This is a genomic window from Nocardia brasiliensis, assembly GCF_011801125.1.
Lineage (GTDB): Bacteria > Actinomycetota > Actinomycetes > Mycobacteriales > Mycobacteriaceae > Nocardia > Nocardia brasiliensis_C.
Window position 1 is genome coordinate 3,358,411 of record NZ_CP046171.1, and the last position, 25,813, is coordinate 3,384,223.

Genomic DNA, 25,813 nt, shown 5'->3' on the forward strand with positions numbered 1-25,813 from the left:
CCGGTCGGCGCCGTCGTCTCGCTGGTCGGTACCGCTTGCGCGAGAGCCGATCTCCTCCTTCTCGATCACCCTCGATAGCCACAGACAGGGGCCGCATTCATGACTCGGGTAATCACCGCCGCACGCGGAACGCAACTCACCGCCAAGAACTGGCAGGCCGAGGCCGCTATGCGGATGCTGCACAACAACCTCGATCCGGCGGTGGCCGAGCGCCCGCAGGATCTGGTCGTGTACGGCGGCACCGGTAAGGCCGCGCGCGACTGGGCCAGCTTCGACGCCATCACCCGCTGCCTGACCACCCTGGAGACCGACGAGACGCTGCTGGTGCAGTCGGGTAAGCCGGTCGGGGTGTTCCGCACCCACGAGTGGGCGCCGCGGGTGCTGATCGCGAACTCCAATCTGGTCGGCGACTGGGCGAATTGGCCCGAGTTCCGCAGGCTGGAGTCGCTCGGTCTGACCATGTACGGCCAGATGACCGCGGGCTCGTGGATCTACATCGGCACGCAGGGCATCCTGCAGGGCACCTACGAGACCTTCGCCGCGGTGGCGGACAAGCGATTCGGCGGCACCCTGGCCGGCACGCTCACGGTGACCGCGGGTCTCGGCGGCATGGGGGGCGCGCAACCGCTGGCGGTCACCATGAACGGCGGCGTCGCGCTGGTGATCGAATGCGATCCGGCCCGCGCGCACCGGCGCGTGCAGGAGCGCTACCTCGACGAGGTGGCCACCGACCTGGACGACGCGGTGGCCCGCGTGCAAGACGCGCGCAAGCAGCGAAAGGCATTGTCGGTCGGTCTGATCGGGAACGCTGCCGAGGTGCTGCCGCGCCTGCTGGAGCTGGGTCTGGACCCGGAGATCGTCACCGACCAGACCTCCGCGCACGACCCGCTGGCCTACCTGCCGCGCGGCATCGCCGTCGAGGACTGGGCGGACTACGCGGCCAAGAAGCCGGACGAGTTCACCGAGCGCGCCCGCGAATCGATGGCCGAGCATGTGGGCGCGATGCTCGGTTTCCTCGACCGCGGCGCCGAGGTGTTCGACTACGGCAACTCGCTGCGCGGTGAGGCCGCGCTCGGCGGCTGTGACCGTGCCTTCGACTTCCCCGGCTTCGTACCCGCCTACATCAGGCCGCTGTTCTGCGAGGGCAAGGGCCCGTTCCGCTGGGCCGCGCTCTCGGGCGACCCGGCCGATATCGCGGCCACCGACCGTGCCATGCTCGAGCTGTTCCCGGCGAACGAGTCGCTGCGCCGCTGGATCACCCTGGCGAGCGATCGCGTTGCCTTCCAAGGACTTCCGGCACGCATCTGCTGGCTCGGCTACGGCGAGCGACATCTGGCCGGGCTACGCTTCAACGAGATGGTGGCCAGCGGTGAGTTGCGGGCGCCGGTGGTGATCGGCCGCGATCACCTCGATTCCGGCAGCGTCGCCTCGCCGTACCGGGAGACCGAGGCGATGGCCGACGGCTCCGACGCGATCGCGGACTGGCCCCTGCTCAACGCCATGTTGAACACCGCGTCCGGCGCGACCTGGGTGTCGATCCATCACGGTGGCGGCGTCGGCATCGGCCGCTCGATTCATGCCGGGCAGGTGTGCGTCGCCGACGGGACCGCGCTGGCCGCGCAGAAGATCGAGCGCGTGCTCACCAACGATCCCGGGATGGGCGTGATCCGGCACGTGGACGCGGGCTACGACCGGGCGAACAAGATCGCCGCCGAGCGCGGCGTTCGCATCCCCATGCACGAGGCGCCGTGAACCACCGGCCTGGACCGAGCACGACAGGAGCGACGCCGTGGGCGTGAACGAGTTGATGGCCGAGATCGCCGGGGTGGGCAGGGATGCCCGCCGCGGCGGCTATTCGCGCCACGTCTACGACTACGCCGATTTCGAGTTGCGCGACTGGTACATCGACCAGGCGCTGCACCTCGGGCTGGACGTGAACACCGACCGCAACGGGAACGTCTGGGCGTGGTGGGGACCTCAGGAACCGGGCGCGGTGGTCACCGGCAGCCACCTCGATTCGGTGCCCGGCGGCGGCGCGTTCGATGGGCCGCTCGGCGTCGCCAGTGCCCTTGCGGCCGTGGAGATCCTGCAGGACGAGGGCTTCGCGCCGGCCCGCCCGCTTGCGGTGCTGGTCTTCGCGGAGGAGGAGGGCGGCCGCTTCGGGGTGCCCTGCCTCGGCTCCCGGCTGCTCACCGGCGCCCTCGATCCCGACCGGGCCCGCAATCTGCGTGACGCGGACGGGATCACCCTCGCCGAGGCGGCGATGAAGGCGGGCCACGATCCGAAGCGCTTCGGCCCCGACCCCGAATTGCTGTCGAAGATCGGCTGTTTCGTGGAGTTGCACGTCGAGCAGGGTCGCGGCCTGATCGAGCTGGACAGCCCGATCGCCACCGGCAGCAGCATCATCGCGCACGGCCGGTACCGGTTCTCCTTCTCCGGCCAGGGAAACCACGCGGGCGCGACCCGGCTCGCCGACCGGCACGACCCGATGCTGCCCGCCGCCGCGGTGGTGGCGGCCGCCCGCCGGGCCGCCGCCGCGATGACCGACGCACGCGCCACGGTGGGCAGGCTGGTGCCGACACCGGGTGGCACCAACGTGATCGCGTCCACGGTCGACCTGTGGCTGGACGCGCGAGCGGCGGGCGAGGGCCGCACCGCCGCGCTGGTCGAGGACATCACCGAGGCGGCGGCCGCGGCCGCCGCGGCGGAGGGTTGCGAGCTGACCGTCACCCAGGAGTCCTATTCGGACGACGTGGTTTTCGACGAGACCCTGCGCAAGCGGATGGACGAGGTGCTCGGCGGCGTGCCCGCGCTGCCGACCGGCGCGGGCCACGACGCGGGCATCCTGGCGGCCCACGTGCCCTCGGGCATGCTGTACGTGCGCAACCCCACCGGCATCAGCCACGCGCCGGAGGAGCACGCCGAGGCGGCCGATGTGGCCAGTGGCGCGGCGGGTCTGGCGCGCGTACTGGCGGAGCTCGCGGGATGAACCGCGACCGCACCGGCGGCACACCCGCCGCCACCGCGCCAGGGAGCCTGCCGTGACCGTGTACTGGGCCGAATATGCCTGGCTGCCCGACGGTTTGGCGGCCGGGGTGCGCATCGATGTACGCGGCACGGCGATCCATGCGGTGGCGGCCGACACGGCGCCCACCGGTACGCGGCTGCGCGGGTTGACCGTGCCCGGTTTCGCCAATGCGCACTCCCACGCCTTCCATCGCGCGCTGCGCGGGCGCACCCAGCATGATCAGGGCACCTTCTGGACCTGGCGGGAACGCATGTATGCCGTTGCCGCGCGGCTGGATCCGGACTCGTACTACCGGTTGGCGCGCGCCGTCTACGCCGAGATGGTGCTGGCCGGTTACACCAGCGTCGGCGAGTTCCACTACCTGCACCACGGGCCGGGCGGGGTGCCCTACGCCGATCCCACGGCCATGAGCGGGGCGCTCGCGGCCGCGGCGGCCGATGCCGGCATCCGGTTGACTCTGCTCGACACCTGTTATCTCGCAGGCGGTTTCGGTGTCGACCTGGGTGCGCATCAGCTGCGCTTCAGCGACGGCACGGTGGACGCGTGGGCGACTCGCGCCGCGGCGTTCACCCCGGAACCGGAGCTGGTGCGCACCGGTGTCGCCGCGCATTCGGTGCGTGCCGTGCCCGCGGACGCGCTGTCGGTCGTCGCGGCGGCGGCCGCTGGACGGCCGCTGCACGTGCACCTGTCCGAGCAGCCCGCCGAGAACAGCGATTGCCTTGCCGCACACGGCCTCACCCCGACCGCGCTGCTGGCGAAGACCGGTGTGCTCGGCCCGCGGACGGTCGCGGTGCACGCCACCCACCTCACCGGCGTCGACATCGGTCAGCTCGCCGACTCGGGCACCAGGGCGTGTTTCTGCCCCACCACCGAACGCGACCTCGGTGACGGCATCGGCCCGGCCCGCGCGCTCGCCGACGCCGGTGTCGGGCTCTGCCTCGGCACCGACAGCCACGCCGTCATCGACGCGTTCGAAGAGTGGCGCGCGCTCGAGCTCGACGAGCGGCTGGCCAGTCGCGCCCGCGGCCGGTTCACCCCGGCCGAGTTGTACCGTGCCGCTACCGATCACGCGTCGATCGGCTGGCCGGAAGCCGGCCGGATCGCCCCCGGCGCGGCCGCCGATCTGGTCACCGTCGACCTGTCGTCGATCCGGACCGCGGGGACCGCGCCCGCCGCCGCGCTGTTCGCCGCCGCCGCGAGCGACGTCCACTCGGTGCTGATCGCGGGCCGTCCGGTCGTGTCCGAGCACCGTCACCTGCACGTGGACCAACCAGCAACCGTGTTGCGAGAGGAGATCGAGGCACTGTGTCGACCCTGATCACCGGTATCGGTGAACTCACCACCAATACCGAGGAAGGCCCGCTGCGCGACGCCGCCGTGCTGTTCGACGGCCAGCGCATCGCCTGGGTCGGCCAGGCCGCCGCGGCGCCCGCGGCCGACGACCGGGTCGACGTGGGCGGGCGGGCCGCGCTGCCCGGCTGGGTCGACAGCCACACCCATCTCGTCTTCGCCGGTGATCGCACCGCCGAGTTCGAGGCCAGGATGGCGGGCAGGCCCTATCGCGCGGGCGGCATCGCGACCACCGTCGCCGCCACGAGAGCCGCGTCGGACGAACAACTCTCGGCCAATCTGGCCCGCCATCTCGCCGAGGCCCGGCGCCAGGGCACCACCTGCCTCGAGACCAAGACGGGCTACGGGCTCAGCGTCGCGGACGAACTGCGCTCTGCCCGGCTCGCCGCCGCGGCCGCCGACGAGGTGACCTTCCTCGGCGCGCACCTGGTGCCCTCGGGAATGACCCCCGACCACTACCTGGATCTGGTGTGCGGTCCGATGCTCGACGCGGTCGCACCCTACGTCCGGTGGGCTGACGTGTTCTGCGAGACCGGAGCGTTCGACGAGGCGCAGACCAGCCGGGTGCTCGAGGCCGCCGGTGCGCGGGGGCTCGGGTTGCGCGTGCACGGCAACCAACTCGGCCCCGGTCCCGGCGTGCGGCTGGCGGTGAAACACGGTGCGGCGAGCGTGGATCACTGCACCTACCTGACCGACGCGGACATCGAGGCGCTCGCCGCGTCCGACACCGTCGCCACCGTGCTACCCGCCTGTGATCTGTCCACGAGACAGCGGCTCGCGCCCGCGCGCGCCCTGCTGGACGCGGGCGCGACCGTCGCACTGGCCACCAACGCCAACCCCGGCAGCTCGTACACCACCTCGATGGCGTTCTGCGTGGCGACCGCGGTGCTCCAGATGGGACTGTCGGTGGCCGAAGCGGTGTACGCCGCGACCGCGGGCGGCGCGCGTGCGCTGCGCCGCGACGACGTCGGCGTGGTGCGCGTCGGTGCGCGCGCGGATCTGCAGGTGCTCGACGCGCCGTCGATGACCCACCTGGCCTATCGCCCCGGCGTCCCGCTGACCTACGCGGTGTGGCGGCTCGGCAGGGCCGTCGTGGCGCCTGCGCGCGACTGAGGCGAGCAGGCTCAGCGCGCCGGGAACCGCACCACGCGATCATCATTCGGCCGCGGGTCACCGCGCCCATCGGTGTTCGAGGTGGTGATCCACAGCGCGCCGTCCAGTGCCGCCACGACGGTGCGCAGCCGCCCGTATGCGTCGCGCAGTAGCGCGCGCGGCTCGCCGGGCACCCCGTCGCGCAACGGCACCGCCCACAGTCGCGCGCCGCGCAGCGCGGCGACATAGAGGGTGTCGCCGCCGATCGCGATCCCCGACGGCGACGCCTCGGCGGTCGGCCAGGTGAGCAGCGGATCGGTGAACCCGCGATCGGTCCCGCCCTTGCCTTCGACGGTGGGCCAGCCGTAGTTGTGCCCCGGTTCGATCAGGTTGACCTCGTCGAACCTGTTCTGCCCGAACTCCGCCGCGAACAAGCGCCCGGAACCATCCCAGGCCAGCCCTTGCACGTTGCGATGGCCCAGGCTGTACACCGGCGATCCCGGAATCGGATTGCCCTGCGCGGGTTGGCCTTCCGGGGTCAGCCGGAGGATCTTGCCGTTCGGACTAGCCGGGTCCTGGGCCAGGGTGCGCTGCCCGGCGTCGCCGGTGCCCACGTACAGCATGCCGTCCGGCCCGAAGGCGATCCGACCGCCATTGTGGTTGCCCGCCTTGGCGATTCCGGTGAAGATCGGCTCCGGCGGCCCGTCCGGGCGGAGCCGCACGATGCGATTGTCGTGCTCGGCGGTGAAATAGGCGTACACGTAACGGTTTTCGAGGTACTGCGGCGAGAGTGCCAGGCCGAGCAGGCCACCCTCGCCGCCGGCGACGACGCCGGGCACCTGATGGATCTGTTCGGGCTCGTGTTCGGGCATGATTCGCAGAATCCGGCCGCTGTCGCGTTCGGCGACCAGTGCGCCGCCGCCCGGAATGAGCGCCAGCCCCCAAGGCACAGCGATCCCCTGGGCGATCTCCTCGGCCGCGTCGAGGTCGGGCGTGCCCGCCGGATTGCTCGCCGCGGTGAGCGGGGCCGTGGTGACCGGCGCGCTGCTCGCCGTGCCGGGGCGACCAGGTTCGCCGGAGTTTCCGCAGGCCGACAGCGCGCCGACGAGCAGCGTCACCGCCGCCGCGGCGCGCCACCGCGCAGCGGTTGTCGACCGGATCGCCGTCTCGCGCAAGAGTGCACCTCCGCCGTCTTCGCGTCTGGACATCGAGCCATCCATTGTCGTCCAGCGCGGCGCACGGCGCGCTGGAACAAGGCGCATCGGTGACCCGCGCGGCGCGGGCGGTAGCCTGACCCAAGTCTTGTCCCCGAACCCCGCAGAGGTCATGTGGAACTTCGTCAACTGAGATACTTCGTCGCGGTGGCCGAAGAACTACATTTCGGCAGAGCGGCCGAGCGACTGATGATCGTGCAGTCGTCGGTCAGTCAGCAGCTGAGCAGACTCGAGCGCGAGCTCGGCGTGGTCCTGCTCGAACGTTCACCCCGCAGCGTCCAGCTCACCGAGGCAGGGACGGCGTTCCTGCCTGCCGCCCGGCGGGTGCTCGCGGCGGAGCGGCGCGCGCGCTCCAGCGTCGCCGATTTCCTCACCCCGCCTTCGGTATTGCGGATCGGGACCAGTCGCGGCATGGGTGAGCGACTGGAGCGATTGCTCGTCGCGCTCAAGCAGCGAGCCCCGGGCGTGAAGGTGGAACTGACCTCGGCCGCCCTGGGACAGCGGTTGCGCAAGGTCTCCGAATACGAGTGGGACGCGGCGTTTCTCCGCGGTGAGGTGGCCGCGCCGGAGGGCGTGCGCCAGATCCCGGTCTGGCACGACGAACTGGTGGTCGCGCTGCCCGCCGACCATCCATCGGCCATCGACCGCTGCGTCGATCTGGCCGAACTGGCCGAGCTGCCGCTGTATCTGACCAATCGGCTCAACAACGCTTTACTCGACGATCTGGTGCTCACCGCTTGCCACAACGCGGGTTTCGAGCCGGTGCTCGGCCCGGAGCAGGTCTCCATCCAGGACACCCTGGCCGTGCTCGGTGCGGGCGAACCAGGGTGGACGGTGCTCTACGCGCCGCACGCCAGGCTGCTCCGCAGCAGCAGAGTGGCGTTCCTGCCGCTGTGCACGCCGGGGGTGCTCGCGTTACCCACGGTGCTCGCGGTCCGCAGCAGCGCGATGGACCGATTGCGGCCGTTACTACAGGCGTGCGAGGACGTCGCGCTGGGCGATGCCACGCTGGGGGAGGACGATCTGGGCGACCAAGACCGGGCGTCCTGATCGAGCGGCGGGGCGCGGACCCGGCCGCCGGGCGCGCCAACCGAGATATGTGCCGTACCAATCCAATACACGTCGCCAGGCCTGCGCCGCCGCGTCGGGTGCGTACCGCGGCCCGGTGTCGTTGAAGAACGCGTGATCGGCCGCGATCTCCTCCGCTATGTAGCGTTGCAGCGGCGTCATGCCCACCAAAGTAGGCCGCCGCGCGGTCCGCCGCGCCGGTTTCGGTCTCGGTAGGGGTGGGCGCGCGGACGAACCGGCCGAGCCGAGCATCGGCGACCTGCCGACCGCGCGCGGCAGCGGCCCGGCCGGTGTCCGATCAGAGCTGCGCTTGCACCTGGGCCGCGATCAGTTCGAGGTGGTCGAGGTCGGACAGGTCCAGGATCTGCAGGTAGATTCGCTGCGCGCCGATCTCGGCGTAGCGGCCGATCTTGTCGACCACCTCGGCAGGCGACCCGGCGAGGCCGTTGGTCTTCAGCTCGTCCACCTCGCGGCCGATCGCGGCGGCGCGCCTGGCCACCTCGGCGTCGTTCGCGCCGACGCAGGCGACCAGGGCATTGGAGTAGACGAGGTCGTCGGCCCGGCGTCCGCGTGCCTCGGCGGCGGCGCGTACCCGGCCGAATTGGGCCGCGCTGTCCTCGATCGAGGAGAACGGCATGTTGAACTCGGTGGCGTATTCGGCCGCCAGACGCGGCGTGCGGCTGGCGCCATGGCCGCCGATCAGCACCGGCACCGGGTTCTGTACCGGTTTGGGCAGGGCGGGGGAGTCGGTGAGCTGGTAGTGCTCGCCGTCGAAGGAGAAGGTGTCACCGAGCTTGGTCGACCACAGGCCGGTGATGATGGCGAGCTGTTCCTCCAGCCGGGCGAACTTGTCCGCGGGGAAGGGGATGCCGTAGGCGGCGTGCTCTTCGGCGAACCAGCCGCTGCCGAGTCCGAGTTCCACCCGTCCGCCGGACATCTGGTCCACCTGTGCCACCTGAATGGCCAGCGGGCCGGGTAGTCGGAAGGTGGCGGCGGTGACCAGGGTGCCGAGCCGGATCCGCTTGGTCTCCCTGGCCAGTCCGGCGAGGGTGAGCCACGCGTCGGTGGGGCCGGGCAGCCCGTCGGCGTCGCCCATGTGCAGGTAGTGGTCGGATCGGAAGAACGCGTCGAATCCCAGATCCTCGGTGGCCTTGGCAACGGTGAGCAAGGTGTCGTAGTTCGCGCCCTGCTGTGGTTCGGTGAAGATGCGCAATTCCATGATCACCATCGTGCCCGAACTCGGCGGCTCCGGCCCCGGCCGGGGTGCGCCGCGGTGACCCTCGTCTCCGCGCATCTCGCGGCCGGGCGCCGGAGGCGGCAATGGCAAGTTCCTGTCACACCGCGACGCGGTGGCGGCGGCATGGCTTGCCGCGCCGGGACCGGATGGCGCCTACGGAATCGCCTGCGGCGCACTGGGACTCGCCTACGTGCTGCGCGCCCTCGGCGACACCGTCGACTCCGATGTGCTGCGGCTGCTGTCGCCGCTCGGCATCGCCCAGTTCATCCATCCGTTCGGTCGATCCTGTTGTGCGCGTTGCTCGCCGGTGCGCTCTTCCTGCTGGCGCTGCGGATCGAACAGATCCGCGACTACGACGCCGGACTGTTCCGCGCGCCGCCCGGTGCGCCCGGGGCGGGCCCGTTCACCCGCACCGTGTTCGGCATGGTCGTACGGGCCCAGCGGGCCGGGCTGGCCATGTGGGTCGCGGCGCTGTTCGGCCTCGGTTCTCGGCCTCGGCGCCGCGCACGCGCTGCGCACCGGCGATCCGAGGCAGGCGAGCGGGCCGTGCTCAACGACCTGCGCACCGCCGACAGCTACAGCGTGCTGCCCGCCGCGGTCGCGGTAGGCTCGGAGCCTGGATTTCCGGCGCCGACGGCGGCGGACTCGATGTTGAGGAGCCGAGGTGGCGCACCGACCCGAAGTGCCGATCGTGGTGGTGATGGGGGTGTCGGGCTCCGGCAAGTCGACGGTCGGCCGGGAACTCGCCGCCGTCCTGGACGTGCCGTACGCCGAAGGCGACGAGTTCCACCCCGCGGCGAACGTCGCCAAGATGGCCGCCGGTATCCCGCTGGACGACGCGGACCGGGCGCCCTGGCTGGACGCCGTCGCGGGCTGGATGGCCGAGCACACGGCGGGCGGCGGCGTCATCACCTGCTCCGCGCTGAAGCGCGCCTACCGCGACCGACTCCGCGCCGCGGCGCCCGCGGCGTTCTTCCTGCACCTGGCCGCCCCGCGCGACGAACTCGCGCACCGAATGACCGAGCGCAGCGGCCATTTCATGCCCGCGAGCCTCCTGGATTCCCAACTGGCCGCCCTGGAACCGCTGGGTCCGGACGAGCACGGCACGGTGGTCGACGCGACCCAGCCCGCCGCGGAGCTGGCGCGGGCGGGAGCGGCGGTCTTGGCGGGCGACACGGCTCGGTGACGATTGCGCCGGTCCTGGTGCAGCGTGTTCTAGTTTGCTGGCATGAACCGCACTCGGCTCTTTCGCTACGCGCACCTGGCTGGCCACGCGCTCTGGTGGGTCTTCGTGGTGGCCGCCATGCTGGCGGGCGGCCTCGACTGGTTCGGTGCGGACGACACATACGAGTTCGGCTGGACGTCCTTCGTGCCGATGAACGGTATGCCGCGACGGTACGCGGACTACGTGCCCGCCGACGGGTTCCAGTCGACCGACGTCGTCGCGGTGGCGGCGTTCGGCCTTCTGGTCCTGGCCGCGGTGGTGGAGGCGGTCGCGGCGCGGCGGATGGCTGCGGGGATGGGCGTCAGCAGGAAATCCGCGTGACCGCGCGGCAGGGCGAACCACAACAGCGCCGCAGCCACGAAAGGCACTGCCACGGTGACGATTCCCGAACTCTGGGAGCGTCGCTTCGCGCCTACGGTGGGTAGCGGCTCCTAGGCGCGCTCGACCGCGTAGAGAGTGTGCTTGCCGTGCAAGCCTTTCAGTTCGACCTCGCGTTGGGCGACGACGGAGATGTCGGGTTGTGCGGTGATCGAATCCCGGACCGCCTCGCTGATGAGGATCTCGCCGCCGTTGGCCTGTCCGGCGACCCGGGCGGCCATGGCCACGTTGCGGCCGAACAGGTCGTCGCCGCGGCGGACCGAGGTGCCCATGTGGATGCCGATCCGCACCCGAACGCGTTCGCGCCCGGTGAGTTTGCCGCCGTTGCCGAGGGCGTGCTGGACGTCCAGGCCGCAGCGCACCGCCTGTTCCGGTTCGGCGAACGCGATCATGAACCCGTCGCCCTGGCTCTTGACGATGTGGCCGTCGTGTTTGCTCACGCACTTTCGGATCAGCCGGTCGTGCCGGTCGAGCAGCTTCACCCAGGCCTGATCGCCGAGCCGCTCGTTGAGCGCGGTCGATCCTTCGATATCGGAGAACGTGATGACGACGTGACCGTCGGGCGTGAGCCGCGCCAGATCCGGGCGCTCGACCTGTGCCCAGCCTGCGAGGTCCTCGATCGAGGTCAGCACCGCACCGCGGAACCCTTTCTTGCGCAACAGGTTCGCGGTATCCCATACCGTCTTGACCGCCTCGCGACCGCTGATCTTCAGCAGCTGCCCGGCATCGAATCTGCGTTGCAGCTCGTCGAGTTCGCGCCTGCTGCGCCGCAGCGCGACGACCAGCACGACCAGCCCGACGGCTTCGAGCGCGGCGACAACCGCGAGGACGAGCTCGATAGTCATGGGATCCGTCGCAGGGGAGTGGTCGGCAAGATCGAGTCCGACCATAGCCGACCGCGGTGCGGGTGGCCGCGCCGATCGGTCGCGCCGCCCCCGGATCTCGCGTGAGATCTGCACCACCCCGGGCGGTCTTCGGCTTGCAACCCTCCCTCGACGGGAGAGTAGTGTTTCCGTTGCTGAGTGATAGCTCTCGCCGCTGTGGTCGGCAATGTGGCCGGACCCCCCACTGCTTGTGTCGAGTCGTGGTTTCCCCTGTCCCCGTGACCGTTTCGCCGGTGTGGCCGAGTGCTGCCCGGTGCGCGGTGGCGGCCGATGAATTGGAGTACCGATGGTGTCGCCGACTCGTGCCGACCATGACGGCGGGTCGGTGCTCGCCGCGTTGCGCAGTACGCCCTCGCTACCCTCGATGCTCCCGGCACCGCCGCCGACAGCGCCCGCGGCGTAGTGCGCGACATGCATGCCAGGGCCCGCGACCGATGCGCGAGCCTGACCCGCCAACTCGCCTACGCCGAGGAATTCACCGAACTGCTTGCCGCGCACGCGGACCGGTGAACCCAACCGTCTCGGCGGAGCAGCGCGCTCAGATCATCGCGCGATGGATGCCCTGGGGTTCGCCGCCGAGTTGGGTGAGTGCCGATGCGTGGAAGATCGAGCCGGGGACGTGGATGGCGTGGGTGAGGCCCGCGTGCGCGTCGCGCCAAAAGCGTTGCAGCGGTGTCTTCAGCTGTAGCGCGCCGCCGCCGAAGCGGGCGAAGATCTCGTCGACGGCCCGCACCACGCGCCAGGCCGCGGCCGTCTGGGTGCGCCGGCCGATGCTCCGCTGCTCGAAGCTCACCTCCTGCCCGCGTTCGACCAGATCCCAGAACCGGTCCACGGTTTCGAGGAGCGCGGCCCGCGAGGCCGCGATCTCGGCGGCGGCGTCGCCGATCGCGTACAGGACGTACGGGTCCTCCTTGACCGGGATGCCGGTCACCGCCACCCGGGACTTCTGCGCGGCGATGTGACAAGCCAGCGCGCCCTCGGCGATGCCGATGAGCGAGGCGGTGATGCCCAGCGGGAAGATGCACGAGAACGGGAAGTTGTAGAGCGTTTCGCCGCGCCCCGCCTCCTTCGGTGCGGTGCCGTCGAAGACCTTTGTCGCGTCGATGGCGCGATGGGCAGGGACGAACGCGTCGTCGATGATCAGGTCCTTGCTGCCGGTGCCGCGCAGTCCGACGACATCCCAGCTGTCCTGGTCGATCTCGTAGTCAGCGCGCGGCACCAGCACGTGCAGCACCTGAGGCGGCATGAGCCGCTTGCCGTCTCGATCGCCGAGCGCGGCGCCGATCATCACCCATTGGCAGTGGTCGGTGCCGGAGGAGAACGACCAGCGCCCGCTGAGCAGATAGCCGCCGTCGGTCGGCGTCGCCACGCCCATCGGCGCGTACGGTGAGGCCATCCAGGTGTCGGGATCCTTCGCCCACACCTCGTCCTGCGCCTTCGGGTCGAAGAACGCCAGCTCCCACGGATGCACGCCGACGATGCCGGTGACCCAGCCGGTCGCACCGTCCATCGCGCCGATCGCCATGGTGGTCTCGGCGAACTCTCGCGGATGCACCTCGAGCCCGCCGTACTGTTTCGGTTGCAGCATGCGGATCGCTCCGGCATCGCGCAGCCGCTTGGCCGACACATCGGTCAAGCGCATCAGCTTGTCGCCGTCGGCGCCCGCCGCCCTGATCTCGTCCGCGTACCGCTCGATGCGCTCCAGAACCTGGCCCACGACGTTCCCCGTCCCTTCCGATGAAACCGATCTCGCTCATCAAAATAGAACATGTTTCAGTTCGGCGGCGCGGAACGGGATGGGCCGGGCGCGGTACTACGGCACCGCGACGAGTTCCTCGGCGATGGCTCGGCAGAACTCGTCGAGGTCACCCGGATTTCGCGAGGTGATCAGCAGCCAGCCGTGCTCCGGCGACCGCACCACCGGCTCGTCGACCCAGCGCCCGCCCGCGTTGGTCACGTCGGTGCGCAAGGACGAATACGAGGTCAGCGTCTTGTCCTGGGTGAGCGCGGCCTCGACGAGCAGCCACGGTCCGTGGCAGATCGCGGCGATCGGCTTGCCCGCCGCGGCGAACTCCTTGACCAGTTCGACCGCGCGGGCCTCGGCCCGCAGCTTGTCCGCGTTGACCGTGCCGCCCGGCACGACCAGCACGTCGAAGTCCTCGGCCGAGACCTCCGCCAGCGTGGCGTCCGGCGCCACGGTCTGGTCCTTCTCGGTGTCGTGCTCGAAGGTCTGCACGTCGGCGGACTTCGGCGCCGCGTGCACCACCGTCGCGCCGCTGTCCCGCAGCCGCGCCAACGGCACCAGCAGCTCGTCGCGCTCCACGCCCGTATTCGACGTGATGACCAGTACGCGCGTCCCCTTCAGGTTGTCCGGCATCCGGCACTCCTTCCGTCATCGGCCCCCGTATAGGCGTGCCGCGAATCGGAAGGACTAAACATCGCGCGCTACTGCGGCGCGGGGCACGACCCGCCCGACAGCACCGGCACGCAGACGCCGGAGGTGTCGGAGATCAGCAGACCAGCGCCGAGCACCAGCGAGGCGACGGCGATCGCCCCGAACAAGCCCACCCACAGCAGGCCCGGCAGGTGCGTCAGCCGCGCGAGCTGGTCGGCATCGGAGGCGACGTCCTGCTGATGCCTGCTGCGCAACTGCCGTGAGCGCCCGCGCTGCAACTCGAGCACCGGCCGCGCCCCGGCGAACAACAGGAACCAGGCCCCGAGATACGCGAAACCCGCTTGCAGCGTGTCGGTTCCGAACCAGGACACCGCGAACACCGTCGCGCCCACCGCGAACACGGTGAGCATGCCGTAGACGTTGCGGGTCATGACCAGCACGCCGGCCAGCAGCACGATGGCCGTCCACAGCATCAGCGTGATGCGGCTCGCGCCGAGGAGCGCGGCGAAGGCGAGGCCGAGCAGCGGCGGCGCCGGATAGCCGGCCATCGTCGTCAGAATCATGCCGAGCCCGTAGGGTTTTCCGCTGGACACCGTGAGGCCCGAAGTGTCGGAATGCAATCGGATGCTGTTGAGTTTGCGGCCGGTGAGCAGCGCGACGAGCGCGTGCCCGCCCTCGTGCGCGATGGTGACGATATTGCGGGTGAACCGCCAGAGCGGCGTGTAGCCGACCAGCACCAGCGCCACCGCGGCGGCGCCGGCGACCAGCCACCACGGCGGCTGGGCTTGGGTTGTCGTCAGACGGTCGGCGATGGAGCTGCCACGCTCGACCCATTCGGCTCTGTCCACCGGGGCACCTTAACCGTCCGGCGACATCTCCGCTCGGAGCTGACGTTTGTAGATCTTGCCGGAATCGTCGCGGGGGAGCTCGGTCACGATGCGCAGCAGGCTCGGCACCTTGTAGGCGGCCAGTTGCCCGGCGAGGCCCGCGCGCACATCCGCCTCGGTGAGCGGCACGCCCGGACGCGCGAGCACCTGTGCGGCCACCGCCTCACCCAGATCGCCGGAATGCGGCACGCCGAACACCGCCACGTCCTCGACCCCGGCGATGGCCATGATCGCGTTCTCCACCTCGGCTGGGTAGATGTTCACCCCGCCGGAGATGATGATCTCGCTGGAACGTCCTGTGAGATAGAGGAATCCGTCCGCGTCGAGGTAGCCGCGGTCGCCCACCTCGAAGAAGCCGGGCACCTCGGGCGCCAGCGCGTCGTCGCTGTTGAGATAGCGGAACCGGGGCCAGTAGTCCGCGCCGCGCACGAACACCCGCCCGATCTCACCCGGCGGCAGCGGCGCGCCCGCGTCGTCGACGACCACCGCGGCCGCGCCGTCGGCGGGCCTGCCGACACTGCCTGGATGGGCCAGCCACTCCTGGGCCGAGATCCAGGTGATGGTGCCCGCTTCGGCGCAGCCGTAGAACTCGAGCACCGCGTCGCCGAACCAGTCGATCGCGGCGCGCTTCACCGCGGGCGGGCACGGCGCGGAGGAGTGGATGAGGTGGGTCAGGCTGGACACGTCGTAGCGTGCGCGCACCCGCTCCGGCAGCGACAGCAACCGAGACAGCATGGTGGGCACCACTTTTGCCTGGGTGATGCGGTGTTCCTGGACGTGGCGCAGGAAGCTCTCGGCGTCCCAGCGCGGCATGATCGTGATGTTGGTGCCCATCCGCATCGCCAGCATCGCGATCCCGTTCGGGCTGGCGTGATAGAGCGGTCCGGCTATCACGGCCTGCCCGCGCGGGGTCAGTCCCATCCGCTTCGCGGCGCTGCCCGCGACGGTCAGCCACTGGTGCGGTGTCATCCGTTCGCGCAGTACGCCTTTGGGGCGCCCGGTGGTGCCCGAGGTGTAGATCAGGCCGGTGGCGTCGTCACGGGCGTCCTCGATCCGGCCCAGCGGCTCGGGGTGCGCGTCGATCCACTGCTCCAAGGTCGGGTACTCGCCGGTCGGTGTCGCCAGGGCCGCGTCGCGATCCACCGCGGCCAGTAACTCGGCAGGCATCGCGACCTCGACGATCGCCGTATCCGGATGGACCGCGGCCTGCGCCACGATGCCGACGAACTCGGTGTGCGCGATGACCAGCCGCGCACCGCTGTCGCCGAGCACGTGCGCGACCTCGGGCACCTGCCAGCGGGTGTTGATCGGCACCGCGTTCGCCCCGCACGACGAGACCGCCTGCGATACCTCGAGGAACTCGATGTCGTTGCGCAGCATCAACGCCACGCGGCTGCCGGGCGTCACGCCCGCGGCGACGAGCGCCGCCGCGAGTCGCCCGGCGCGCTGGTGCGCCTCGGGCTGAGTTCGCACGCGTCCCGCACACAGGATGGTGGGCGTCGACATTCTGCTGCCAGAAGCATCCTCCATGCCCGCAGTCTGCCATCCGCGCGCTACATGACGTCTCATGCCCTCGGGATCCGGCCGATATCGGCTGGTAGACCGAACTCGGAGTCAGCGGTTCACCCGCAGCACAGTCCCATTCGACCTGCCGCCGACACACACCGTGACCGTCCTGTTCGGTGGATTCGGGTCGTTCACCACGGAACCACCACCGGCAAGGCAGTACTCGTCGGCTGTGGGGAGTCGGCCACTTTGCTGACGCACCGTCGAAATGTACTGCGTACCAGGTGTTTCGCGGTGGCTAGGGTGTTTTGGTGAGGGTGCCTTCCATGTCGCCGAGGACGCCTCGGGTGCGGTAGGAGAGCGAGCCGTCCGGGTGCACCGTCAGTTCCGTGGTGGCGCCCTCGTCGTTGCAGAGTCCGCTGTCCCCGGCCAGCTGCGCGGACAGGGTGATCTTGTCCGGTTCCACCGCGGTGAGGGTTTCGGTGCGCCCGCAGCTCAATCCGGCGACCCGGCCGGTATTGGTGGACTCGCCGACCTGGTCGCCGACCGTGCCGGCGTACAGGGTCAGCACGATGTCGTAGGTGCCCAGCGTGTCTTTCGCCGCGCCTTTCCATTCGCCGATGTACTCACCGGGCAGTTCGGCGCCCGGTTCGGCGGGTGTGTCCGCGGCGGTGGTGGTCGTCTCGGCCCGGTCCCGGGTGACGTAGCTGGTGATCGCGAAGGCGCCCAGCGCGACGGCGAGACAGATCACGACCACGGCGGCGATGAGCGCGGGGCGGCGGTGTCCGGTTCGGCGGGGCGCGGGCGGTGCGGTGTCGGCCGGCCGGTGGGCATCGGACGGCGGCGACGAGTTGTGCTGTGGCCCAAGATGATACGCCGGACCCGCGGCCTGCGGTCCAGCGCCCGGTCCACCTTGCCACGACGAACGCACCGTGACGTCGTGCTCGGTGGTGCTGCCGCCGGTGCCGGTCGCGGCGTGCGGCTCGGTGGCGGGACGCACGACGGTCTCGGCGGCCCTGTCGGTGTCGGTCGCGGTGAGGGCGTGCGGGACGTCGAACGGGCCGGAATCGAGGTCGAGCAGCGCGACGGCGCGCCTGCTGACCTCCTCCAGCGCCGGGCCGGGCAGCCAGCCCGCGCGCGTGGGCGGTGCGATCTCGGTCAGCGCGGCGCGGAGTTGGTGCGGGGTCGGGCGGCCGGCGGGATCCTTGGTGAGGCAGGCCGCGATGAGCGGGCGCAGTCGTTCCGGAACACCGTCGAGGTACGGCTCCTCGTACACCACCCGCCACAGCATCTGCACCATCTCGCCTGCCCCGAAGGGCCCCTGGCCGGTCGCCGCGAAAACCAGTACACCGCCGAGCGCGAAGACGTCGCCCGCGGGTCCGAACGTCGCGCCGGTCACCTGTTCGGGGCACATGAATCCGGGGGAGCCGATGACCTTGCCGGTGGTGGTGAGCCTGCTGTCCTCGATCGCCCTGGCGATGCCGAAATCGATCACCTTGGGCCCGTCCAACGCGAGCAGCACGTTGGACGGTTTGAGATCGCGGTGCACCAGCCCGGCCGCGTGCACCGCGAGCAGCGCCTCGGCCAGCCCGTGCGCGAGCACGAGCAGCGCGTTCTCGGCGAACGGCCCGTAGGTCTCGACCGCCTCGGCGAGCGAGAACCCGGCCACATAGCCGGTGGCCAGCCACGGCGGGTTCGCCTCGACGTCGGCGTCGAGCACCGGCGCGGTGAACGCGCCGCCGACCCGCCGCGCCGCGGCGACCTCGCGACCGAACCGCACCCGGAACTCGTTGTCGCCGACCAGGTCCGGCCGGATCACCTTGACCGCGACGGTGCGCCCGCCCGCGTTGCGGCCCAGATACACCCGGCCCATCCCGCCCGCGCCGAGCACGCCGAGCAGCCGGTACTCACCGATCCGCGCGGGATCGGCCGCGTCGAGCGGTCGCATCGCGATGCAGGTCCCTTCGAGAGATGAACAGCGAAAGGCTACCCACCCGCGGGCCGGGTGCCGGGCGTAGTTGCCCGGTTTCGTTATCCAGTGGTGCTCGGCACCGGCGCTTGGTCGGGCTTGCGCACGTAGCGGGCGAGCAGGTACGCCGCGATCGCCGCGGGAATGTTCATCAGCACGCCGTACACCGCGCCGGGGACGGCCATCGCGTCGTTGTGCAGCACCGAGCCCGCGACGGCGATCGCGATGGCCCCGTTGTGGATACCGATCTCCATCGCGGAGGCGATGGCCTGATCCGCGTCCACCCGGAACAGCCGCGGCACGAAATACCCGACGGCCAGGCTCAGCACGGCGAACAGCAGGCTCAGCGAGGCGAGCTTGCCGATGTTCTCGGTGAGCGTCGCGAAGTTCTTGGCCACCGCCGCGAGCACCACCAGCGCGAGCACCACGATGGACAGGATCTTCACGTTGCCGCGCATGCGCTCGGCCCACGCGGTGAACCGGTGGTGCACCAGCATGCCGATCGCGACCGGGATCAGCACGATCGCGAACACCTGCGCGAACTTGTCCGGCCGCAGCCCGAACGAGCCGTCACCGTCCATGAATCGGTGGAAGGCGAGCGCGACTATGAGCGGCATGGTGAACACCGCGAGCACCGAATTGATCGCGGTGAGCGTGATATTCAGTGCCACGTTGCCGCCGGCGATATGGCTGAACAGATTGGCCGACGGCCCACCGGGCGAGGCGGCGAGCAGCAGCATGCCGACCGCGAGGGCCCCCTCGAGCCGGAACAGATAGATCAGCCCGAAACACACCGCGGGCAGCAGCACCATCTGACACACCAGCGCGATCACCGCGGCCTTCGGATAGCGCAGCACCCTGGCGAAATCGTCGACGGTCAAGGTCAATCCGAGCCCGAACATCACCAGGGCCAGGGCGAGCGGCAGGAACACCGCGAAAATCGTTGACCCCATACGGATCTCCTCTCCACCGAACGACCGGCCAGAACGCGACCCGTCCGGGTGTCGACGTTAACGAGCGAGCGGGCCCGTGGCCAAACGGATTCTCATCCCGTGACGATCTCGCCCGTGTCGGCACCGCGGCGGGCCTGCTCCAGCACCCGCAGCACGGCGAGCGCGTCACGCGGGTCGACCGGCAGTGCTCCGCCGTCGAGCAGCGCGGCAGCCAGCATGGAGTAGAAGGCGGGGTAGTCGCCCGCGCTGGTCGGTATCGGCTCGGCGTCGGGCTCGGCGCCGAGCAGCCCCCACCGCTCGGGTTCGACTGTGCCCCATGGCGCGCCGTCGCCGGGGCGGCGACCCGCACGCAGCGCGGCCTCTTGCGGATCGAGCCCATAGGTGACGTACCCGCCCTGCGCGCCGAGCACCCGGAATCGCGGACCGAGTTGCGGCGCGACGGCACTCATCCACAGGTGCGAGCGGACGCCGCCGGCGTGGGTCAGCGCGAGAAAGGCGTCGTCGTCGGTTCGCATGCCCTCGCGGCGCCGATCCAGTTCGCAGTACACCGATTTCACGGGGCCGAACAGGACCAGCGCCTGATCGATGAGATGGCTGCCGAGGTCGAACAGCAGTCCCGCGCCGTCGGCGGCATCGCCGAGCTCGCGCCAGCCGCCCTTCGGGGTGGGTCGCCAGCGTTCGAATCGGGACTCGAACCGGCGCACCTCACCGAGCGTGCCCGCCTCGACGAGTGCGCGCACCGTGCGGAAGTCGCCGTCCCAGCGCCGATTCTGGAACACCGTGAGCGGCACCCGCGCTCGCGCCGCGCGTGTGACAAGTGCCTCGGCTTCGGCGACCGAGACCGCGAACGGCTTGTCGACCACCACCGGAATTCCCGCGTCTACGGCACGGGTGGCCAGCGGCGCGTGCGTCCGGTTGGGCGTGGCGACTACCACCAGATCGAATCCGGCCGGGTCGGCGAACAACTCGTCGGCGGTGGCGACGACGCGCACGCCAGGATGTTCCCGTTCGGCCTGGGCGGCCCGCTCCGCGGACGAGGTGACCACGACCGCGACGCGCATCCTGGGCTCGGCGGCGATCAGCGGCGCGTGGAAGACCGACCCGGCCAGTCCGTAACCGATCACGCCGACCCGCAGGATGGTTTCACTCATATGTCTGCACGCTAGCGGATCGGCCACAGAACTCGGGTCGTGCCCGGCGGCGCAGCGCCGACTATCGTGCCTGTATGCGGGCACGGCAGACGCAGTGGGGTCCGATCGTCGGCTTGTTTCTGGTCGCGCCCTTCGTCGGGGAATTCCTGCTGGGCAACTTGACCGTCGCGGAACTGCCCATCGGCCTACTGCTCGCGCCCATGTACGGATTCGGCGCGCTGCTGGTCCGCGAACTCGGCAGGCGCACCGGCGGCTGGCCGACGATGGTGTTGCTCGCCGCCGCCTACGCGCTGTTCGAGGAGGGGCCGGTCGATCAGCTGCTGTGGAACGATTCGTACGCCGGGCAGGACCTGCTGCACGGGCCGACGTATCTGCCGTCGCTCGGGATGAGTGTCGCGCTGGTCCAGCAGGTGCTGTCGTTGCACACCATCTGGAGCATCTGTGTGCCGATCGCCCTGGTCGAGGCGCTCGCCGGTGCGCGCCGAAACACCGTGTGGATGGGACGATTCGGGCTGGTGGTCACCGGGGCGCTCTTCACGTTGGGCGCGGTGCTGGTGTTCTTCGGCAATTACAGCGAGGAACACTTCGTCGCGTCACCATGGCAGCTCGGCGCGGTCGGCGTGGTGATCGGGGGATTGGTCCTGCTCGCGTTGCTGGTGGTACCCCGTCGACGACTGGCACGGACGCCGGGCGATCCGCCCGACGCCAGGTGGGTGGGCGGTGCCGCGCTGGCGGGCAGCAGCGTCATTCTCGTTTCCTCGGACTGGTGTGGCTGGGTGGGCGTCGTCGTGTGGTGTCTGACGGTGACGGTGAGTGTGTGGTCGGTGCAGCGCTGGGCCCGGCGCACCGGATGGACGCCACAGCACACGTGCGCGCTCGCCGCGGGTGCCGCTGTCACCTATATCTGGCTCGCGTTTCCGATGCGCCCGGAAGGTGGTGGTTCGATGCTCGTCGATCTGCTGTCGAACGCCGTGTTCGGTCTCCTCGGCTGCCTGCTCGTGGGCTGGGCCACGATTCGGGCGCGGCGCGAGGGCACGCCGGTAGTCTCTTCGGTCGCCCGACCCGTTGCGTAGTGGGCGTCGCGGGCAACGCCGAGGCAAACGGGGTTTCGCCGACGGCCGCGCCGCGACGCACGGGCAGCTCATGGCATAGCTTCCGGATGGAAATAACTCGCGGCGAGTGAGTTTCGGCTGTGCCGGGCGCGATGTATTCGCGTGCGCTGCCGTATTTCCCGCCAAAGAACCGGCAATTTCTCGGCAAATCTGAGAGGTTGCTTAAACCCTGCCGTATCAGACATATCGGTGTTGCTCGTCGGTGACGTATTTCACTTTCGGGTGATGTCTATTCGGGTATGTCCGAATTCGTGTCCGGATTCTCCCGCGCTGAAGTGGCACTTTACGGAATTTTTGCAATATCCGGGACGACCTGCTGCCACCTGCCTTCAGTTAGCTGGATCACGGATTAACTGTCGAAATACTGGCAACCCTGATCTAGCGTTTGAAATATCGCTGAGTCAATGGTGATTAGGCGTTTATGCCGCTCGCTCCTCGTATAACCCAACGGAGGCCGCACATGCGTGTGCCGCTGATTACGGCGAAGAAAACCCGAACCGAAACGAACACCCGAGTACCCGGTCGTATCGTCCCGCGGCTGTCCGCGGACCTGCTGCACCGGCTGCCGGAAACGGTGGCCCGTCCCGGCTTCGCGCCGCGCAGCCTGACCACCGGAATCCTGCATCTGGGCTGCGGCTCGTTCCATCGAGCACACCAGGCACTCGCCACTCAGCACGCGATGAACCAGACCGGCGACGCGCGCTGGGGCATCGCCGCCGTCGCGATCAACCGCCCGACCATCGTCGACGCCCTGCGCGGCCAGGACAACCTGTACACCACCCTGCTGCACGAAGACGGGCAGGCCAGGGTGGAGGTCGTCGGCGCGCTCACCGAGACCGTGCACGCCCCGTCCGACCTGATCGGCGTGCCCAACCGGATCGCCGACCCCCGGGTCAAGATCGTCACCCTCACCGTCACGGCGAGCGGCTACTGCGTGTCGCCGGTCACCGGGCGGTTGGAGACCGACTGTCCCGGCGTGCGGCACGACGTGCGGCACCCGACCCGGCCGATCACCCCGATCGGCATGCTCGCGCAGGGGCTGGAGTTGGTGCGGCGGCGCGGCACCGTGCCGCCGGTCGTGATCAGCTGCGACAACCTGTGCGCCAACGGTGCCACGCTGCGGCGCGCCGTGATCGACTTCGCGCTGCTGCGCGACGATCATCTCGCCGAGTGGATCGCCAGGCACGTGCAGTTCCCGAACAGCGTGGTGGATCGCATCGTGCAGCCCACCGCGCCCACCGACGCCGCGATCGCGCGAAACTGGCTGGGCGGCATCGACGATCACGCCCCGGTGTCCGCCGAGCCGTTCATGACCTGGACGATCGAGGACTTCGACGGCGAGCGTCCGCGGTGGGAACTCGGCGGCGCGCAGTTCGTCGCCAACGTCAAGGACTACGAGCTGGCGAAGCTGCGTCTGCTCAACGGCACCCACATGCTGCTGGCCTATCTCGGTGGCGTGGCCGGCTATCGCACCATCGCCGAGGCGACCGCTGATCCGGCGCTCGCCACGCTGGCCAGGCAGTTCATGCTGGACGAGCAGGGGCCGACGCTGGCGCTGCCCGCCCCCGAGCTGCGCCGGACCGTGGACGACCTGATGCGCCGGTTCCGCAACCCGGCCATCGCGCAGGACATGACGCGGATCGGCCGCAACGGCTCGGACAAGATGATCCCGCGGGTCGTGGACGCGCTGCGTGACAACATCGCCGCGGGCCGCCCGACGCCCGGCGCGACCTTGCTGATCGCGGCCTGGATACGCTGGTTCAGCGCGAGCCGCCACCCGGACGCCGTGATGGAGCTGATCGATCCCCGGGCGGACTCGCTCACCGAACTGGTCGACGCCGATCCGCATCGCTGCGCGCAGGCGTTCTTGCGGCGCACCGATATTTTCGGCACGCTGCCCGAAGCCGAGCGGGTGCAGCGGCAGGTCGGCGACGCCCTGGCCGATCTGACCCGCGACGGTGTGGCCGCGGCGGTACGGCGCAGGCTCGCGCCGCAATGGGAAGGGAGCATCAGGTGAACGCCGAAAATCCGGTTCGCGCGGTCGTCTTCGATATGGACGGTCTGCTCATCGATTCCGAGAGCCTGGCGATGGAGTCACTGGTCAGTGCTGGCGCCGAGCTCGGCTACGACATGCCGATCGAGTTCTGCCGCAGCATGATCGGCGTGCCTGCCGATCGCTGTCGCACCCTCGCCGCGGCCGCCTACGGGCGTGGTTTCCCGCTGGAGGAGTACTTCGATCTGCACGACGTGCACCTGCGCCGCCTCGTCGACAGCGGCAGGCTGGCCACCAAGCCCGGTGCGCTGGCCCTGCTCGACGCGCTGGAGGCGCAGGGCATTCCGAAGGCGATCGCCACCTCGTCCTCGCGCGACCGGGCCGACCACCACCTGGAGTTGGCCGGCATCGCCGACCGTTTCGACGCGGTGGTGACCCGGCAGGACGTGACCAAGGGCAAACCCGACCCCGAGCCCTACCTGAAGGCCATGGCGGCCCTCGGCGGCGAGGTGGAAACCACGCTGGCGCTGGAGGATTCGACCAACGGCATCCGCGCCGCCGTGGCCGCCGGCCTGCGCTGCATCCTGGTCCCCGACCTGGTGCAGCCGACCGAGGAGTCGCGGCGCATGGCGCACCGGCTCTACCCTGACCTGAACCGCGTGATCGAGTATGTGACGGCGGTGAACGCGGGCTCCGCGGCCAAGATCGGGTAGCCGGTGCGCGTCCGGGCCGGCCGTCGGGGGCGGCCCGGCCGCGGTGAGCGACATGGGCGAGACTGTGCACTGCTGGATCGAACCTGTCGGTGGACCGGAAAAGGATACCCGTGCTGCGCATTGCTCGACCCGTGCTCGTCGCCTGTGCCGTACTCGTGCTCGCCGTCGCCGGCTGCGCGGCGGAGCGGCGCCCGGAGGCGGCTGCGCCGCATGAGCATTCGGCCGCGCCGACGACCGCGGACCCGCCGGTGCGCTGCGGGATAGATCTGTCCGCGCAGGTGATCCAGTCGGCGCTGGCCACCCTGCCGATCGAACCGGTGACCCAGGCGCCGTGGTCCACCGACGCGCGCGGCTTCCAGGGCAATTTCGATCCGTGCGCCACCCTCTCGACCGTCATCGTCACCGTCGAGGGCGCGACCGGCAGCTCCCCGAACCACGCCCTGCTGTTCCACAAGGGCGCCTACCTCGGTACCGCCACACCGCGCGCCTACGGTTCCACCTCGCTCGACGTCGACCGCAGCACCGACGACACCGTCGGCCTGCTCTATCGCACTCCGGGCAGCTGTAACGCCTGCGACGACGGCGCCCTGACCCATGTCCAATTCCGCTGGGACGGCAGCAAAGTCACCATGATCGGCGCGCCGCCGAGATAGGCCCGTCTATTCCGCCCACCGCTGCACCCACACCTGCAGCGGCGCGAGCGCGGCCACCAGGTCCACTCCGTCCGGACTCAGTTGATAGCCGTCCGGCGCCGCGGTGACTATCCGCGCGTCGCGCAGTTCCCGCAGCCGGTCGTTGAGCACGCTGGCCGAGATGCCGCCGCAGCGCGCCTGCGCTTCCCGGAACGTCACCGGCCGTCCGTCGCGTAGTTCCCACAGCACTCGCAGCGTCCAGCGCCTGCCGAGCAGATCGAGCAGCACCATGATCGGGCGGCCCGACCGCGAGCCACGCGCAGGCCTGCCCACCGCCGGGCTCTTGCTTGCTTCGGAATCCGAAGCTACCATCGTCACCGTCCTTGCTTTGATTTTCGAAGCGAGCCTACTCCCTCTGCTTGACTGTCGTGAGGATTCATCATGAGCACCACCGCATCCCATCCGCGTATCGCGCCACTGCGACCGCCCTACGCTCCGGATATCGCAGCGCAACTGGCCAAGTGGATGCCGCGGGAGACCGCGATCGAGCCGCTCGCGCTATTCCGGACGCTAGCGGTGCACGACGAGCTCTTCGCGCGGATGCGCCCGCTCGGGGCGGGCATTCTCGGCCACGGCCGAGTACCGCCGCGTGATCGTGAGATCGTCATCCTGCGCACCTGTGCGCGGGCCCGCGCCGAATACGAGTGGGGCATCCACGCCGTGCTCCAGGCGCCGGAGGTGGGCCTGACGCCGGCGCAGATCGACGCGACGGCGGTGGGCACACCCGCCGACCCGGCATGGTCGAGCGAGGAGACCGCACTGGTCCGCCTGGCCGACGAAATCCACGAGACCGCAAGCCTTTCCGACGAGCTCTGGCTCGAGCTGCACGCCCGCTATCGGGACGACCAGGTGCTCGAACTCGTCACCATCGCCGGGTGGTACCGCCTGCTGTGCTCGCTGATCAACGCCGCTCAGGTACCGCACGAGACGTGGGCGCGTCGGTTCCCGGTCGCGCCGCGCGTGTAA

24 protein-coding genes and 1 pseudogene are annotated in these 25,813 nt (G+C 70.2%); 12 read left to right on the forward strand and 13 right to left on the reverse strand.

The features are described from left to right. Positions 1–99: 99 nt before the first annotated feature. From hutU to hutI, 4 genes are read left to right on the forward strand one after another with little or no spacing between them, the layout of a single operon-like run. Positions 100–1,752, forward strand: a complete 1,653-nt coding sequence (gene hutU / locus F5X71_RS15295) for a urocanate hydratase (RefSeq protein WP_167462564.1) — start codon at positions 100–102, stop codon at positions 1,750–1,752. Between the two features lie 37 nt (positions 1,753–1,789). Beyond that, positions 1,790–2,989, forward strand: coding sequence for an allantoate amidohydrolase (locus F5X71_RS15300; protein WP_167462565.1), 1,200 nt, complete (start codon positions 1,790–1,792; stop codon positions 2,987–2,989). A 52-nt stretch (positions 2,990–3,041) separates the two neighbouring features. Continuing rightward, positions 3,042–4,346 (forward strand): formimidoylglutamate deiminase, encoded by a 1,305-nt coding sequence (locus F5X71_RS15305; protein WP_167462566.1) that lies wholly within the window; start codon positions 3,042–3,044, stop codon positions 4,344–4,346. Then, positions 4,334–5,491, forward strand: a complete 1,158-nt coding sequence (hutI, locus tag F5X71_RS15310) for an imidazolonepropionase (protein WP_167462567.1) — start codon at positions 4,334–4,336, stop codon at positions 5,489–5,491. Before F5X71_RS15305 ends, hutI begins: the two co-directional genes overlap by 13 nt. Positions 5,492–5,502: 11 nt before the next feature. Here hutI and F5X71_RS15315 read toward each other — a convergent pair whose 3' ends face one another. Then, positions 5,503–6,678 (reverse strand): PQQ-dependent sugar dehydrogenase, encoded by a 1,176-nt coding sequence (locus tag F5X71_RS15315; RefSeq protein ID WP_238815907.1) that lies wholly within the window; start codon positions 6,676–6,678, stop codon positions 5,503–5,505. A gap of 120 nt (positions 6,679–6,798) precedes the next feature. On the opposite strand from F5X71_RS15315, the gene F5X71_RS15320 reads away from it, so the two are divergent. After that, entirely contained in the window at positions 6,799–7,734 is a 936-nt protein-coding gene (locus F5X71_RS15320; protein WP_167462568.1) for a LysR family transcriptional regulator, read from the forward strand. A 39-nt stretch (positions 7,735–7,773) separates the two neighbouring features. On the opposite strand, the pseudogene F5X71_RS36940 reads toward F5X71_RS15320, so the two are convergent. The 3 genes and pseudogenes from F5X71_RS36940 to F5X71_RS15335 form a co-directional block, all read right to left on the reverse strand. After that, positions 7,774–7,875 (reverse strand): annotated as a pseudogene (locus tag F5X71_RS36940) (dienelactone hydrolase family protein); the annotation flags it as partial. A 175-nt stretch (positions 7,876–8,050) separates the two neighbouring features. After that, positions 8,051–8,971 (reverse strand): LLM class F420-dependent oxidoreductase, encoded by a 921-nt coding sequence (locus F5X71_RS15330; RefSeq protein ID WP_167462570.1) that lies wholly within the window; start codon positions 8,969–8,971, stop codon positions 8,051–8,053. Between the two features lie 204 nt (positions 8,972–9,175). Next, positions 9,176–9,508 (reverse strand): hypothetical protein, encoded by a 333-nt coding sequence (locus F5X71_RS15335; RefSeq protein WP_167462571.1) that lies wholly within the window; start codon positions 9,506–9,508, stop codon positions 9,176–9,178. A gap of 181 nt (positions 9,509–9,689) precedes the next feature. Between F5X71_RS15335 and F5X71_RS15340 the strand changes: the two genes are divergently transcribed. Further along, positions 9,690–10,175 carry a gluconokinase gene (locus F5X71_RS15340; RefSeq protein WP_167466488.1) on the forward strand — a complete coding sequence of 162 codons (486 nt, stop codon included), beginning with the start codon at positions 9,690–9,692 and terminating at the stop codon, positions 10,173–10,175. 42 nt (positions 10,176–10,217) lie between these two features. Next, on the forward strand, positions 10,218–10,535 hold the full coding sequence (locus tag F5X71_RS15345) for a hypothetical protein (protein ID WP_167462572.1): 318 nt from the start codon (positions 10,218–10,220) through the stop codon (positions 10,533–10,535). A 110-nt stretch (positions 10,536–10,645) separates the two neighbouring features. Here F5X71_RS15345 and F5X71_RS15350 read toward each other — a convergent pair whose 3' ends face one another. The 8 genes from F5X71_RS15350 to F5X71_RS15390 form a co-directional block, all read right to left on the reverse strand. Continuing rightward, positions 10,646–11,437, reverse strand: coding sequence for an adenylate/guanylate cyclase domain-containing protein (locus tag F5X71_RS15350; RefSeq protein WP_167462573.1), 792 nt, complete (start codon positions 11,435–11,437; stop codon positions 10,646–10,648). Between the two features lie 577 nt (positions 11,438–12,014). Then, positions 12,015–13,193 (reverse strand): hydroxylase, encoded by a 1,179-nt coding sequence (locus F5X71_RS15360; RefSeq protein WP_167462574.1) that lies wholly within the window; start codon positions 13,191–13,193, stop codon positions 12,015–12,017. A gap of 96 nt (positions 13,194–13,289) precedes the next feature. After that, complete coding sequence (locus tag F5X71_RS15365) at positions 13,290–13,853, reverse strand: type 1 glutamine amidotransferase domain-containing protein (protein ID WP_167462575.1); 564 nt, start codon at positions 13,851–13,853, stop codon at positions 13,290–13,292. Between the two features lie 68 nt (positions 13,854–13,921). After that, the gene (locus F5X71_RS15370; protein ID WP_167462576.1) at positions 13,922–14,719 is read right to left on the reverse strand and encodes a M50 family metallopeptidase; all 798 of its coding nucleotides are present in this window, start codon (positions 14,717–14,719) and stop codon (positions 13,922–13,924) included. A gap of 9 nt (positions 14,720–14,728) precedes the next feature. After that, positions 14,729–16,288, reverse strand: a complete 1,560-nt coding sequence (locus F5X71_RS15375) for an AMP-binding protein (RefSeq protein WP_238815908.1) — start codon at positions 16,286–16,288, stop codon at positions 14,729–14,731. Positions 16,289–16,562: 274 nt separating this feature from the next. Then, entirely contained in the window at positions 16,563–18,212 is a 1,650-nt protein-coding gene (locus F5X71_RS15380; protein WP_167462577.1) for a serine/threonine-protein kinase, read from the reverse strand. 83 nt (positions 18,213–18,295) lie between these two features. After that, positions 18,296–19,186 carry a bile acid:sodium symporter family protein gene (locus tag F5X71_RS15385; RefSeq protein ID WP_167462578.1) on the reverse strand — a complete coding sequence of 297 codons (891 nt, stop codon included), beginning with the start codon at positions 19,184–19,186 and terminating at the stop codon, positions 18,296–18,298. Between the two features lie 92 nt (positions 19,187–19,278). Next, positions 19,279–20,337: a Gfo/Idh/MocA family protein gene (locus tag F5X71_RS15390; RefSeq protein WP_167462579.1), complete on the reverse strand. Its 1,059-nt coding sequence runs from the start codon at positions 20,335–20,337 to the stop codon at positions 19,279–19,281. Positions 20,338–20,411: 74 nt separating this feature from the next. Here F5X71_RS15390 and F5X71_RS15395 point away from each other — a divergent pair, with 74 nt between their 5' ends. The 4 genes from F5X71_RS15395 to F5X71_RS15410 all read left to right on the forward strand — a co-directional run bounded on the left by F5X71_RS15395 (position 20,412) and on the right by F5X71_RS15410 (position 24,808). Then, a complete protein-coding gene (locus F5X71_RS15395) occupies positions 20,412–21,410 on the forward strand; it encodes a DUF998 domain-containing protein (RefSeq protein WP_167462580.1) in 999 nt (332 codons plus the stop codon). 499 nt (positions 21,411–21,909) lie between these two features. Then, positions 21,910–23,466, forward strand: a complete 1,557-nt coding sequence (locus F5X71_RS15400; protein WP_167462581.1) for a mannitol dehydrogenase family protein — start codon at positions 21,910–21,912, stop codon at positions 23,464–23,466. Continuing rightward, a complete protein-coding gene (locus tag F5X71_RS15405; RefSeq protein WP_167462582.1) occupies positions 23,463–24,155 on the forward strand; it encodes an HAD family hydrolase in 693 nt (230 codons plus the stop codon). Before F5X71_RS15400 ends, F5X71_RS15405 begins: the two co-directional genes overlap by 4 nt. A 110-nt stretch (positions 24,156–24,265) precedes the next feature. Then, complete coding sequence (locus tag F5X71_RS15410; RefSeq protein WP_167462583.1) at positions 24,266–24,808, forward strand: LppP/LprE family lipoprotein; 543 nt, start codon at positions 24,266–24,268, stop codon at positions 24,806–24,808. Between the two features lie 6 nt (positions 24,809–24,814). Here F5X71_RS15410 and F5X71_RS15415 read toward each other — a convergent pair whose 3' ends face one another. Further along, positions 24,815–25,159: a winged helix-turn-helix transcriptional regulator gene (locus F5X71_RS15415; RefSeq protein ID WP_167462584.1), complete on the reverse strand. Its 345-nt coding sequence runs from the start codon at positions 25,157–25,159 to the stop codon at positions 24,815–24,817. Between the two features lie 69 nt (positions 25,160–25,228). Here F5X71_RS15415 and F5X71_RS15420 point away from each other — a divergent pair, with 69 nt between their 5' ends. Next, entirely contained in the window at positions 25,229–25,813 is a 585-nt protein-coding gene (locus tag F5X71_RS15420) for a carboxymuconolactone decarboxylase family protein (protein WP_167462585.1), read from the forward strand.